Source organism: Parabacteroides sp. HGS0025 (genome assembly GCF_000969845.1).
Classification (GTDB): domain Bacteria; phylum Bacteroidota; class Bacteroidia; order Bacteroidales; family Tannerellaceae; genus Parabacteroides; species Parabacteroides gordonii.
Genome location: NZ_KQ033902.1, coordinates 4186645 through 4200335, shown reverse-complemented (window position 1 = coordinate 4200335; position 13691 = coordinate 4186645). Strand labels below are relative to the sequence as shown.

General features: G+C 43.3%; 8 protein-coding genes. 5 read left to right on the top strand and 3 right to left on the bottom strand.

What is annotated here, in order from left to right:
- Positions 1 to 22: 22 nt before the first annotated feature.
- Together HMPREF1212_RS16310 and HMPREF1212_RS16305 are read left to right on the top strand one after the other, a co-directional pair.
- Positions 23 to 1879 (top strand): peptidase U32 family protein, encoded by a 1857-nt coding sequence (locus tag HMPREF1212_RS16310; RefSeq protein WP_046150048.1) that lies wholly within the window; start codon positions 23 to 25, stop codon positions 1877 to 1879.
- 125 nt (positions 1880 to 2004) lie between these two features.
- On the top strand, positions 2005 to 3279 hold the full coding sequence (locus tag HMPREF1212_RS16305; RefSeq protein WP_046150447.1) for an ATP-binding protein: 1275 nt from the start codon (positions 2005 to 2007) through the stop codon (positions 3277 to 3279).
- 152 nt (positions 3280 to 3431) lie between these two features.
- Here HMPREF1212_RS16305 and HMPREF1212_RS26365 read toward each other — a convergent pair whose 3' ends face one another.
- Together HMPREF1212_RS26365 and HMPREF1212_RS16295 are read right to left on the bottom strand one after the other, a co-directional pair.
- Positions 3432 to 7667, bottom strand: coding sequence for a hypothetical protein (locus HMPREF1212_RS26365; RefSeq protein ID WP_157317035.1), 4236 nt, complete (start codon positions 7665 to 7667; stop codon positions 3432 to 3434).
- Between the two features lie 161 nt (positions 7668 to 7828).
- The gene (locus HMPREF1212_RS16295; RefSeq protein ID WP_046150047.1) at positions 7829 to 8584 is read right to left on the bottom strand and encodes a DNA-binding domain-containing protein; all 756 of its coding nucleotides are present in this window, start codon (positions 8582 to 8584) and stop codon (positions 7829 to 7831) included.
- A gap of 496 nt (positions 8585 to 9080) precedes the next feature.
- On the opposite strand from HMPREF1212_RS16295, the gene HMPREF1212_RS16290 reads away from it, so the two are divergent.
- The 3 genes from HMPREF1212_RS16290 (at position 9081) to HMPREF1212_RS16280 (ending at position 11352) form a co-directional block, all read left to right on the top strand.
- Positions 9081 to 9899, top strand: coding sequence for a peptidylprolyl isomerase (locus tag HMPREF1212_RS16290; RefSeq protein WP_046150046.1), 819 nt, complete (start codon positions 9081 to 9083; stop codon positions 9897 to 9899).
- A gap of 77 nt (positions 9900 to 9976) precedes the next feature.
- Complete coding sequence (locus HMPREF1212_RS16285) at positions 9977 to 10627, top strand: NAD(P)-dependent oxidoreductase (RefSeq protein WP_046150045.1); 651 nt, start codon at positions 9977 to 9979, stop codon at positions 10625 to 10627.
- A gap of 95 nt (positions 10628 to 10722) precedes the next feature.
- Positions 10723 to 11352, top strand: coding sequence for an HAD family hydrolase (locus HMPREF1212_RS16280; protein ID WP_028728839.1), 630 nt, complete (start codon positions 10723 to 10725; stop codon positions 11350 to 11352).
- Here the strand turns inward: HMPREF1212_RS16280 and HMPREF1212_RS16275 are convergent.
- A complete protein-coding gene (locus HMPREF1212_RS16275) occupies positions 11330 to 13687 on the bottom strand; it encodes a hybrid sensor histidine kinase/response regulator (protein WP_046150044.1) in 2358 nt (785 codons plus the stop codon). The genes HMPREF1212_RS16280 and HMPREF1212_RS16275 overlap by 23 nt on opposite strands.
- Between the last annotated feature and the right edge of the window lie 4 nt (positions 13688 to 13691).

The window sequence follows — 13691 nt, the reverse complement described above, 5'->3', positions numbered from 1 at the left end:
TTGATAAATCTGAAACAACAATATGCCAATAAAACCCCGCCGCATAGAATTACTCTCGCCGGCTAAAGATCTGAACTGCGGTATCGAAGCCATTAATCATGGTGCCGATGCTGTGTATATCGGTGCCCCGAAGTTTGGAGCCCGTGCCGCAGCCGGTAATTCACTGGATGATATCCGTGCCCTTTGCGAGCATGCTCATTTATATAATGCCCGTATCTATGTCGCTCTGAATACGATCCTTCGCGAAGAGGAATTGCCGGAAGCGGAAAAACTGATATGGGATCTTTATCAGGCCGGTGCCGACGCCCTGATCGTGCAGGATATGGGGATCACCCGTCTGAACCTGCCGCCGATCCCTTTGCATGCCAGTACCCAGACGGATAACCGTACGCCCGAAAAGGTCAGGTTTCTGGAAGCAGCCGGTTTTACCCAGGTCGTCCTGGCGCGCGAATTATCGCTGAATGAGATCCGCAGTATCTCGGAGCAGGTATCTGTGCCGCTGGAAGTTTTTGTACATGGGGCATTGTGTGTGAGTTATAGCGGGCAGTGCTATTTGAGTGCTGCGCTTAGCGGACGCAGTGCCAACCGGGGGGAGTGTGCGCAGTATTGCCGCCTGCCTTATTCGATGGTGGATGCCAACGGCACCGAGATCGTGCATGATAAACATCTGTTGTCTCTTAAGGATATGAACCGTTCCGACCAACTGGAAGCCCTGTTGGATGCGGGTGCTTCTTCTTTTAAAATAGAGGGGCGCCTGAAAGATGTCACTTATGTAAAGAACATAACGGCTTATTACCGGAAGAAGCTCGACGCTATCTTGTCGCGCCGACCCGAATATGTCCGTGCTTCGGCAGGTAAAAGCAGCTATGAGTTTGAGTCGGTAGCCGAGAAAAGTTTCAACCGGGGATTTACTCCTTTCTTCCTGCATGAACGTACAAAAGATATAACAGCCTTCAACACCCCGAAATCGTTAGGTGAACCCGTAGGAACAGTTAAGGAACTGAAAGGAAACTCCTTTACCATTGCCGGACTGAAGCAACTCAATAACGGAGATGGCCTGGTTTTCTTCAATAGCCGGGGTGAGTTGGAAGGGTTTCGTGTCAACAGGGTAGAGGCGAACCGTGTCTTTCCGTTGGATATGCCGGATATAAAGCCCAAGACACCTTTGTATCGTAACTTCGACCAGGTTTTTGAAAAGCAATTGGCGAAACCTTCTGCCGAGCGTAAGCTGGCTGTAAAGATGGAATTCCTCGACAATCCTTTCGGCTTTACGCTGGTTATGGAGGATGAAACCGGTGCACGTGTCATGCTGACCGAGCCTTTCAATAAAGAGCTTGCCCGCCGTGACCAGCAGGATAATATCCGTACACAGCTTTCAAAGCTGGGAAACACGCCGTTTGAAGCATCGGAAGTATATATAGGGATGAGTGAAAACTGGTTCGTCCCGTCGTCCCTTCTGGCAGATATGCGCCGCAAGGCCGTAGAGAAGTTACAGTCAGACCGTATGATCCGCTATCAGCGTGAACTGTCGCGTAAGGTTGAACCTGCTAAAGAGATTCCATTCCCGGAACGCCAGTTGACCTATCTGGGGAATGTATCGAACAGCCGGGCAGAGGCTTTTTATAAAACGCACGGGGTAGAGTCGGTTGCCGAAGCTTTCGAGTTAAAGCCGGAGAAAGATGTACCGTTGATGTTTATGAAGCATTGTTTGCGGTATAGTATGGGATGGTGTCCGACTTATCAGAAGCAAAAGTCCCCTTATAAGGAACCCTATTACCTTTTATATAAAGACACCCGGCTCCGCCTGCAGTTCGATTGCAAGCGATGCCAGATGTTGGTATACGCTACGGACTTTTTGCCAAACGACCGGATGAAATAGCGCCAAATGACCGAACGAAACGCCGCCAAATAGCCGAACGAAACATCGCTAAATGACCGAACGCCAAGAAAAAGTATTATCTTTGCTCTCAGTTTCAATAACTTTATTCAAAATAGAGAAATATGATGAAAGCATATAAACAACGAATTGCCGACCGTTTGTTGGTTAGAAAACTGGCTGGGAAAGGAGCTGTTTTGTTGGAGGGCGCCAAGTGGTGTGGAAAGACTACTACGGCAGAACAGATAGCACGAAGCGTGTTGTATATGTCCGAATCCGGCAAAATAGAACAGAACAAACAATTGGCAACAATGAATCCGGGATTGCTGTTAAGGGGGGATAAGCCACGCTTGATCGATGAGTGGCAAGTCGCTCCGCAGTTATGGGATAGTATTCGTTTTGAAGCGGATCATAGTCATGAATTGGGGCTGTTTATCCTGACCGGTTCGTGCGTGCCTGCTGATATGAGTTCGGTTGTACATAGTGGCACCGGACGGTTTGGTTGGTTGAAAATGCGACCGATGTCGCTTTGGGAATCAGGAGATTCTACGGGTGAGGTGTCTCTCAAAGATATTTTCGAGGGTAAAAAGCAGATAGAAGGAGTATCGAAGCTGGATTTGGAAAGAGTTGCTTTTGTCACCTGCCGTGGAGGATGGCCTTTGGCTGTGGACATGGAGGACGATATCGCTTTAGACCAGGCATTCGATTACCTTACCGCCGTAGAACAGCGCGATATTCAACAGGCAGATGGCGTTGAGCGCGACCCGGCAAGGGTGCATCGCCTGCTACGTTCGTATGCCCGCCACCAGGGGGCTCAGGCAAGTTATGCAACCATGCGTGCTGATCTTGCAGACAATGAGGGGGATTCGCTTAGTGAAGAGACCATAGCGTCGTACATCAAAGCCTTGAAAAGTATTTTCGTAGTGGAGGATGTAGAAGCCTGGAATCCTAATTTACGCTCTAAGGCGGCTATCCGCACATCGGATACACGCTATTTTACAGATCCTTCTATCGCGACTGCAGCGCTTGGGTTAGGGCCGGACGATCTCATCTCTGATCTAAATACATTCGGATTGATATTTGAAACACTTTGTATGCGCGACCTTCGCGTGTTTGCGGAGGCACTGAACGGCTCTGTCTATCATTATCGTGATAAAAACGGCTTAGAATGCGATGCTGTGATTCATCTGCGAAGCGGACATTATGGTTTGGTTGAAATAAAGCTGGGGGGCGACAAACTCATCGAAGAAGGGGTACAAACACTTACTTCTCTGGCGGAAAAGATAGATACGACGAAGATGAAGAAGCCGTCGTTCCTGATGGTGTTGACTGCAAACGGTTCGTATGCTTATCAAAGGACTGATGGCGTATACGTAGTGCCGATAGGCTGCCTGAAGGACTGATCTGGCAGTGTAAATTAATTCTGACGTTTGTTGACGCGAAACCTTTGAATTTCACGTTAAAAAAACGGAACTGCATTGTATTATTATGCAGTTCCGCGGTTGTGATTTGGTGAGGATGGAGGAGATGTCCGACTGACTAAAAATATGTTACTTTACAACGCTATTTTGAATACTTTGTTATCGATATAAATCAAATAATTTCCGGGAGGTATCCCGGAGAAACTATGTTTTCCCGATACAGTTTGCGCTTTATAGAGTTGTCCTCCAAATGTATAAATAAAGACTTTCGTCCGCTGGGGAGTAAGAATATGTAATGTATTCTTATTACCCCATACTTTTATGGCTTTCTCTTTTGTCACGATATTACTTGTCGGAATATTCAATACAATACCTTCTATTGAAATTGAGATATCTTCTGTTATAGTCTGTATTTTATAATCTCCATTTATAGCAGGGATGATCTCATGGTTTCCGACTGTTACAATGGGATGAGATTCGTTATATGCTTCTTCTAATGTCAGGCTGAATGTAAAAGAATCTCCTGCTTTTACCGGATAAGTTCCGGCGGAAGGTTCTGTTTTTACACCTGCCACAGAGGGTAAGATAACATTATAAAAAACAGGATCAGGTTCCGGAACAGGATCAGGATCTCCACTTGTTGCAGTGACTTTCACTTCTGCTTTTACCGTTAAAGTGGTACTAACATCTGTTTTGCTGTTAGTTATTAAACAGCGATACTGATACGTGTCAGCCGTATTCAATGTAACCGGTAATGTATTAGTCAATTCGATAGGGGAAGAAGCGCGAAGCACTGTTCTGGTTCGAATTGAAGGTTGTTGTGATGTTTCGGTGGTTGTTTGTATATCAGTCCAACTCGAACCGTTCCATCTTTGCCACAAGAATATGACATTATAAATGTCACCGACTTGTGCTCCGGCAGTCAACGTGGTTGAAGAGCCTTCTTTAATTTCTTTGTTAGTCTCTTCTTTAACACTCAATTGCAGATCACCGTTTTCGTCCTGTACCGTTTTTATCAGACCGGTTTCATCTACAAGGACACCTTTATTTACTACCTCTGTTACCGATAGATTAGGAGTTACTGCTTGATTATCTGCAAATTTCAATGTTGTATTTCCTTCGTTAATCAGCTTGCCTAAACTGTTATTGCCGGAAAGTTGAAGAATAACATGAGAATCTTCGTTGATAGTCGTAGTTGCCTCCTTATTCGGATCTTCATCCGGCTTTACAGTTACATTACCTAATTCAATGACTGCAGGCTTATCTTTTGTGCCAGCGTCGGAGATACTGATTTGCTTAACTTCCGTAATATCTTCGGTGTTTCCTATCACTGTCGTATCATTTTCCACATACAAAGTATCGGTACGGAAATAAGCTTTTAAAGTATCTGTTACTACTACATTGTAAGTAAAGGATTCTCCTTCTTTTATATCATCCAATGGAATTTCGTTAGTATTTATTATCTGAACAATTTTTTCCAAACTGGCCCCTTTGCCGGGAGTAGCTGTCAAGCTGAAGGGTTTCCCATTAATCACAGTGATTGTGGTGTCTGCTACAATGGTTCGTTCTTCTGGTGCTGATTCCGGGTCTGTTGGTTTCTTAGATACATAATATGTACCTTTGAAATCACCGTTGCCCTGAACTAATAAGGTAAATTTAGATTCGATAGAAGAAGGGCCGTCCGGATCATTCGTATCTTCTTTATACTCATGAACGGGAAGATTCTTATTAACACCATCGGAGATAATCCAGCTGCTCCAGGTTATTCCCTCAGCTTCAATATCTGCATTGTGTGTCTCGACATTTTTATTTAGAGTTTCTAAAGTAGGGGTTGTCGTACAATCATCTTGAGACGCATCTTGATATTTCACGGCAATATCATCTTTTTTTACATCCAGGTTTGTTGTGGTACTTGGAGATATATTAATTATTCCATCAGCATGATAGCTATTTAAAATGTTTTTCCAATTCTCCCCGACAATTCCTCCGATTCTATGGCTTTTTCCCAGATTATCAGGAGGAAGTATACTGTTTATTGGTGTTGAATAACAAGTTACATTTCCTGTCATATAACAATTTTGGATGGAACCCTGATTTATGGCAACCAAACCTCCGACCCAAGCATCTAAAATATCGGTAGTTGTACAAGATACTATGCTTTGTTGCACACCGCAATTTATAATTGTACCGTTGTTTCGTATAGCCAGTCCGGCTGCATATTGTGCTGTATTGGTATAGAGAGTAGAAATGCTATTAAACTGACCGCTTACCACCAGATTAATTAAAGTATCCGAATTATAAGACATAAAGGCGGCTTCATTTTGGCTTACATTCAATCCGCTGACACAATGTCCTTGTCCATCAAACTTTTGTCCTATAGAACTAAATGGAATCCAGTCGTAAGCAGACATATCAAGATCAGCAGTAAGCCGTATCACATTAATATTATTATATTTATATTCTGCCCCATTCATTATACCATATTTATCATGATCACTTTTTGTTGCTAACCAAACCAGTCCTTTAGGTGTATTTATTTGGAGGTCATAATTTGTATTGGGAACCGGCTTGTCGTTTACTTTTATCACTTTTATATCTGTACCGGTAGGTCCAATATCGGCTGTTTTTGCAGCTTCCAAACGGTCATTGGAAACAGGAGTTGAGTCTTTGAGTTTTACCTGTCCAAATTTCAGGTATTTATAAGAAACACCGTAGTAGGATGCTGTTGCTTCCAAATGGGTAACTTCGGTATCTGGTTGATTTTTCTGGTTCCATGTATAAAAACCATAGCTGTCGGCTAATAAACTTTCGGGGGGAATGGAAAGGCTGGGGTCTATATATACAGCATATCCGCCGTAATATCCGCCACTTAAAGATACTTTTGCCTGATTACCCAGTATATGGATGTTTGCAGCAATCTTATTCCATACTGTATTTTCTACGGGGAAATGGGCTTTTGAAATGTTTAAAGTTCCTCCTTCAATACAGACCGGAGCACGAAATAGACCGCCTGAGATATTTGTTGTTCCTTTTTCCTGATAAATGGCAAAGTAATCTTCATTAAAACCGGCTGAATGGAAGTTTCCGTCTTTTATTGTCGCATGGGCTTCATCTCCTGTCATACGAAGCAATCCTATCTCACCACTTTTCAAATAGAGTCCGCCATCTATAATCAATGATCCTGCATTTACGTTGATGAAATAATCTGCATTTTTGTCATCTCTTACAATGTTATTCAGGTAACAATTTTTTAATAGTATATTTCCGCCTTTTTGCTGTATGGCTGAGGTGATTTTATTAAAACCAGAAGAATTCGCATTAAAGTTTTGTGCACATGCAACTTCTTCAAATGTTACATCGCCATCTTCTACAAATAAAGGATAATTAGGACTCAATCTAAGTCGTTTTAGGACTACTGTACCTCTTTTGATGGTGGTTTTTTCTGCTAAGAAGTCGCTTTTTCTGTATGCTGGTTCATTTTTGATAATACAATCTCCAATGATTGTGACATTTCCTTCAATAGATAGTTCTTCAAAGGAAGAAGATGTATTATTAGTAATTGTTATATTCCCTTTATTGGCGGTGAGATTATTGATTTTTGCACCATCTTTCAGAGAAAGAGTACCATCTTTCATAGTTAATGATGCAAGGGTTGCGTTTTTCCCTTCCAATGTTAGTGAACCAGAGTTCATTTCGATAGAAGGCAAAAAATAACCGGTATGCTTTTCTTGTTTAAAAGTGAGATCTCCCCCGTTCAGATTTATATCAAAATTGGATATACGACTATTAGCATTCATCTGATGTATGATAATAGGTCCACTTTGGGGTATAAAATTAAGTTTCATGGGATTAACAGAACTACCCGGACCTGGTCCATTTATAGCTTGACTTACTTCTAAGGTATTGGCATCAGTTTGTGATAGTACTGTGGAGTTGGGAGCATAATAATTGAATATGCTTTTCAGATCATTCAGGTCTTCAATATCAGAAAAGGTATATTGGGCTTTAAAAGAGATATTTACACCACCATTTGTATAAGAATCATACATAGTAGTATTTATCTTCTTTGTATAAGTAATATAATCACCGTTCTTACTTCCTGATTCTATAGATCCCAAAAACGTGTTATTTAGATATAATTGTTCAATTTTAAAACCTTGTCGCATTTTAATTGTGAGGTAAGTCAGAAGGGGAACTTCTGTTGTTTGGGTTATTGTAACCTCCGCTATATCATTAAGTGTTCCACCAGTATAATAATTAGAAACGGGATACGTTGAACCACTTTGTCCTTTTGCCATCACAGACGTTAACAGGAGAAATATCCCTATCCAACACGTTGTTATCCATTTTCGTAGTAAATGTTCTTTCATAAACTTTATATCTTTAAATTAATATTCTTCATATTTATGTTTCGCTATTATTGCCTCCTGCACCTTTGTCTGTTTATGCAAAGCATCTTTGCCCGCCCACGCAAAAGGTCTTTGCCTTACCGCGCAAAGGGTCTTTGCGTGATAAGGCAAAGAGGGCTTGCCTATTCGATGACGGGACGGTCGTCTTCACCGCCACCGGAGGGAGTACCTACTACGATGGTAGTGCTGACGCTGCGCGGTTCTTTTAATAATTGTGCACTTTGGCTGTATTGAGTGCAAACTGTCAAGGTATATGTATCGTCTTTCAGGCCGGCCGGTAGCAATAGGGTAAGTTCCGAAGGCTTGTTGATACTTAATTCGTCATCCACTAATTTGGTTACATTTCCTGTGCTATCGGTGAGTGTAACACCAACGGCAGGGTTGGAACCGACTACTTTCAGGTGCGAACCGCGTACAAAGAAGTTGCGTCCCGGAGTAGCGGTGCCGTCTTTTAAACCCGTTTTGCGATCTTCTACTTCGAGGATATACATTACATTTGCTTTTGTACCGAGTATCTCCACTTTTGTTTTGGCAATCTCTTCGCGCAGGAGTTTTTCTTGGGTAAACGATACGTAAACGGAGTTTGTAGCCGGATTCCATTGCCCTTTCTCTACTACTCCGACAAACTGTGCTACCGCACGGAAAATCCCGGTGTTTACACTGTAACCGTTTAATATCAGTCGCATAACTACGCGCAGAAAGAGTGTTACCACATGAACGATTGTTTCCATTCGGAGGCCGGTGTCTTCCTCCTTCATTTCTTTGTAGATTTGTTCAAGACCAGCTTTGCCGGATGATTCGAGCAGAAGGATTTTGTCGTCTTTGTTGTCGGTGGTCACGCTATTGTCGGCCAGCCAACCTTTTAATGTGTTAAGCATGCTATTAAATTTATATTGTTAATAATAGAGATATCGGTATTAAATAGGTAGAATTATGGTAGAAATAAGCCTCTATTTTACCTATTTTGGTGGAAATGGTCTGAGTTACCCTGTTTTTGTATCTTCTGATATATAACACTTTAATATTCATTGTTTATAATGCATTAGTTTTAGTAGAACTAATGCTAAAATTAGGAACACAGACGACACAGAGTACGCGGAGAAGCACGGATGGTTAAATCGAATATCCGCGTGTTTCGCGTCATCCGTGTTCTCTAATATTTTATGAATTAATTGAATATAAAGGTTTGGCTGTAACAAATAATTTATATCTTTGTTATCATTATTAACGTAGTTCTACTAAGACTATTTCATTTTTCATCTTTTAACGATCTGGTCAAATCGTCTAATAATTAAAACTTGGTAGCGATTCTCTTCGTAGCTATATAAAATAGCTATCTTTGCAGTATAGTTATTTATTAAATTCTAATCGAAAATGAAACGACACCTATTCTCCCTTTTACTTGTTTTGTTTACCCTGGCTTCCTGTGCCGATAAACCGCTCGATCCCTCTAAACCCGTTTATGTGACGGTAAAAACAACGATGGGAGACGTCACTGTCATGTTGTATGACGATACTCCGCTGCATCGTGATAATTTTATCAAACTATGCCAGTCCGGAGAGTATGAAGGAATGCTGTTCCATCGTATCATTAAAGACTTTGTCGTACAGGGTGGAGATCCGGCGAGCAAAGCGCACGAACCCGATGTTTTGTATGGCGACGGTGACGGGGGATATACTGTTCCGGCCGAAATACTTCCCAACCATTTTAATAAACGCGGTGCCTTGATCGATGCCAAGGAAAGCGACGATGTAAATATTGAACGGGCATCAGCCGGTACGCAGTTTTGTTTCGTACAGGGGAAAAAACATACCGATGCCGAACTGGACGAGAAAGAGGCACGGATTAACCAGATCCGCCGCAACTGGTTGTATTATAAATTCCTGGATCAGTTGAAGAAAGAAGATCCTTCTCTGGCTGTCGACTCGATGGAAACAGAACTGACCAACCGTGCGTTGATCATGGTTGAAGATACATTGGCAGAACTCGGCCCGTACGTGATCCCGGCTGAACACCGCGAAGTATATAAGACAGTAGGGGGAGTGCCTCACCTGGATAGTTCTGTGACCATCTTCGGAGAGGTGGTAGACGGCTTCGACATTGTAGAAAAGATGTCGCTGGTAAAGACCGATAAGAACGACCGTCCCCTTCGTGATGTAATGATCAAATCGACAAAAGTATTTCAGAAGTAACCTGTCTTTGTGCCGGGGTGGGAACAGTTGGCTACTGTATGTTGTTCTATATAAAGTAATCAAACATACATTTAGTCATGAAGAAAATAGTTATCATAGGCGCAACCGGTTATGTCGGTTCAGCCATTCTGAAAGAAGCATTAGGGAGAGGACATCAGGTTAAAGCAATTGTGCGGAATCCATCGAAACTAACGATTGTAAATCCGCGACTGACAGTGGTAGGAGGTGATGTCACCGACACCGATTTCCTGTCCCGTGAACTGGCCAAGGCGGATGCTGTGATCAGTGCATTCAATCCCGGCTGGTCTAATCCGAATATTTATGATGAAACGATAGAAGGGTACGGTTCCATTCTTTGTGCCGTAAGAAATTCCGGTGTGCACCGTTTCTTGATGGTAGGTGGTGCCGGAAGCCTGTTTGTCGCTCCGGGACGTTTGCTGATGGATGAGCCGGATGTTCCGAAGAAACTTTTACCCGGCATACGCAGCCTGGCAAAAGTATATACCGACCTTTTACTTCCGGAAAAGTCGGTCGATTGGGTATTCCTGAGTCCGGCGGCTAATATGGCTCCGGGGGAACGTACCGGTAAATTCCGTTTGGGTAAGGATGATTTGATTGTCGACGAGAGTGGCGACAGTAATATCTCCGTTGAAGATTTTGCTGTGGCTATGATCGACGAACTGGAACAGGAGAAACATCATAAGGAACGGTTTACGCTCGGGTATTGACTTGCTGTGGCGTAAGGACTGTTGTTTACACTTATTATTAGTATCTTTGTTCGGCATTACGATAGAGACAAGATAGATGTAAAAAGCACATAATTATGGCAAAGATTAAAAACATTGTATTTGATTTGGGAGGAGTCCTTATCGATCTGGATCATGGTCAGGCAGTCCGTCGTTTTAAAGAGATTGGCGTGGCAGATGCTGAACAGTTGCTGGATCCTTATGAGCAAAAAGGTATCTTCCTGGAAGTGGAGAACGGAACGATCACAGCTGAAGAGTATTGTGAAAAGCTTCGTAAGCATGCAGGAAAAGATATTCCTTATGAGGATATAAAGCATGCCTGGCTCGGATTTATTTCCGATACGCCCCAGTATAAGCTCGACTACCTGTTGAAACTCCGCGAACACTACAATGTTTATCTGTTGAGCAATACCAATCCCATCATCCAGGAAGGCTGGGCGAGGACGGATCAATTTACTCCGGCGGGTCGTCCGATCGGTGCTTATTTTGATAAAATGTACACCTCCTATGAAGTCGGAGCAACGAAGCCCGACCGCCGTATCTTTGACTATATGATCAAAGACACCGGCCTGATCCCTTCGGAAACACTCTTTGTGGATGATGGCAGCAGTAATATCGAAGTAGGACAGGCGCTTGGCTTCGTTACCTACCAACCCAAAAACGGGGAGGATTGGCGTGAAGCTGTCAATGAAACCATTTCCCCATGACACTGTAGAGTTTATCGATCTCTATAGGCTTGGGGATATGTTCGTTCATACCCGCATCCAGACTTAATTGTACATCTTCGGCGAAAGCATTGGCCGACATGGCGACGATCGGCATGTCTTTTATGTCCTTCCGGTCGAGTCGGCGGATGGCTTTTGTCGCTTCAAGGCCGTTCATCACAGGCATTTGAATATCCATGATAATCAGATCGTAGTATCCTTCCGGGGAAGCGGATACCTTATCTAACGCATCCTGTCCGTCGACGGCTGTTTCTACTACGGCTTTGGTTTCCTGTAGTAGCTCGTAGGCTATCTCACGGTTCAGTTCGTTGTCTTCCACCACCAGTATTCGTTTACCGGGGAAAGAGGTGATATCGGCAGGAACAATGCTCTGCTGTTCTTCCTCCTTCTTGTCTGTAACAAACTTTTTCATCAGATGGAATAACTTCGATTTCATGATGGGCTTGGTAATAAAGCCGTTGACTCCGGCTCTCAGGGCTTCGTTTTCGTAACCGGAGTAATCGTAAGCCGATATGATGATGATAGGAATATCCGGGCCTACACATTCCCGTATTTTCATTGTCGTTTCGATACCGTTCATTCCGGGCATCATCAGGTCTATGATAATGGCGAAATAGTTGTTGCCTTCGGTTACTTTCTGTACGGCCTCCTTACCGGAAAAGACAGAGTCAGGTTTCATACCCAGTTCCAGTAAGTTCTCGCAGGCTATTTCGCAGGAGATATCATCGTCATCCACCACCAATACCGGCAGGTCTACCAACATTTCTTTGTCGTATTCATCCAAACCTCCCAGTTTAACATGGAATGTCATGGTGAATTTGGAGCCTTTTCCGTATTCGCTTTCCACCAGGATATCGCCGTTCATCATTTGGGCGATATGGCGGCTGATAGCCATACCGAGGCCTGTTCCCTGAATATTGCGGACAGACACATCTTCCGAACGTTCGAACGGCTCGAACACTTTGTGTAAAAACTCCGGTTTCATGCCTATGCCGTTGTCTTCGACTACTATCTCGAACCGGGCGTAACCGTTATAAACGGAAGGTTTTTCTTCTACTTCTATTCGGATCTGCCCTCCTTCCGGCGTATATTTGATCGCATTTGTCAGCATGTTCATCAATGCCTGTTGTATGCGTTGTACGTCACCGATCAGGCATTCGTGTTTTACCTTGGTGTGTATGAGTAGTTTTTGTTCTTTCGTCTCAAAAGAGGATTGTACCATCACGAAGAGACTTTCCAGCAGCTCATCGAGTCTGAAACTTTCTTCCGCCAGCATGATATGTCCGCTTTCCAGTTTCGACATATCCAGCACTTCGTTGATCAGGTTCAGCAGGAGCTTGGAAGAAATGGTTATTTTCTTCAGGCAGTCGGCTATACGCTTCTGGTCGTCCATATGCAGGCTGGCTATGGCCGTCATGCCGACGATGGCGTTGATAGGGGTACGTACGTCGTGGCTCATACGGGACAGAAAGTCGGATTTGGCACGGTTGGCAGCTGTTGCGCTTTGCAAAGCTTCCTGTAAGAGTTGCCTCTGTCTTCTTTCCTCTTTGATTTCCGTTATGTCGGTTCTGGTCATTAACCAGATATTCTTTTCTTTGTCGAAATAGCTGAATCGCATTTTCTTATCGCGATGCTCGCCGTTTTCTATCATAGTACCGTATAGAATGTATTCTCCGTGCTTCCGGAGTATCGGATCGACATGAGCTATACGCATTTTCTCGGTCATTGCCTCGCTAAGCTCCGGATCCATATATTGCCGGTTGTACTCGGCAACTACGGCTTCAAAATTGCTGCTGGCGATAGGAGGAGGGGTTTCGCTTGCCGAACCGGCCGTGTACATAACGTAGCTGTTCTTCGAGGCTTCTATATAAATCACATAGTCGTACTCTGATTTAACGGCTGCTTCTATGATTTGTGATTTCCTGAAATCATTGACATTGCGGCTGGATAGAACTACCTTGTCCGGTTTACCTTCCTTGTCGAAAAGGATATCGATAAAGGCTTCGTGCCATTCAAAACCGAAATGATCGTTGCAGAAACGCATATCGAATGTTTTATGGAAACATCCTTCAGCGATCATTTTATGAAAAGCTTCAAGCGAAACGGTTTCATCCCATAAACTATGGTCGGGAGGATAGACATCGTTTTTTATGATGTTATTGAGACTGATATAATCATGCTTTGTGTTTGCAAGCTCCGGATTCATGGAGTCTTTTTGTATTTCAACACATCCGTCTTCCAGATAGATCGTCCAGATAGTATCCATGAGATACCGGTAGTCAGCCAACGATCCGTTTGGCTCAAGTCTATTTTCCATGCTG

Excerpts from the sequence above, each read along its gene's own strand:
- HMPREF1212_RS16310 (WP_046150048.1), top strand. The coding sequence starts at position 23 with ATGCCAATAAAACCCCGCCGCATAGAATTACTCTCGCCGGCTAAAGAT.
- HMPREF1212_RS16305 (WP_046150447.1), top strand. The coding sequence starts at position 2,005 with ATGAAAGCATATAAACAACGAATTGCCGACCGTTTGTTGGTTAGAAAA.
- HMPREF1212_RS26365 (WP_157317035.1), bottom strand. The coding sequence starts at position 7,667 with ATGAAAGAACATTTACTACGAAAATGGATAACAACGTGTTGGATAGGG.
- HMPREF1212_RS16295 (WP_046150047.1), bottom strand. The coding sequence starts at position 8,584 with ATGCTTAACACATTAAAAGGTTGGCTGGCCGACAATAGCGTGACCACC.
- HMPREF1212_RS16290 (WP_046150046.1), top strand. The coding sequence starts at position 9,081 with ATGAAACGACACCTATTCTCCCTTTTACTTGTTTTGTTTACCCTGGCT.
- HMPREF1212_RS16285 (WP_046150045.1), top strand. The coding sequence starts at position 9,977 with ATGAAGAAAATAGTTATCATAGGCGCAACCGGTTATGTCGGTTCAGCC.
- HMPREF1212_RS16280 (WP_028728839.1), top strand. The coding sequence starts at position 10,723 with ATGGCAAAGATTAAAAACATTGTATTTGATTTGGGAGGAGTCCTTATC.
- HMPREF1212_RS16275 (WP_046150044.1), bottom strand. The coding sequence starts at position 13,687 with ATGGAAAATAGACTTGAGCCAAACGGATCGTTGGCTGACTACCGGTAT.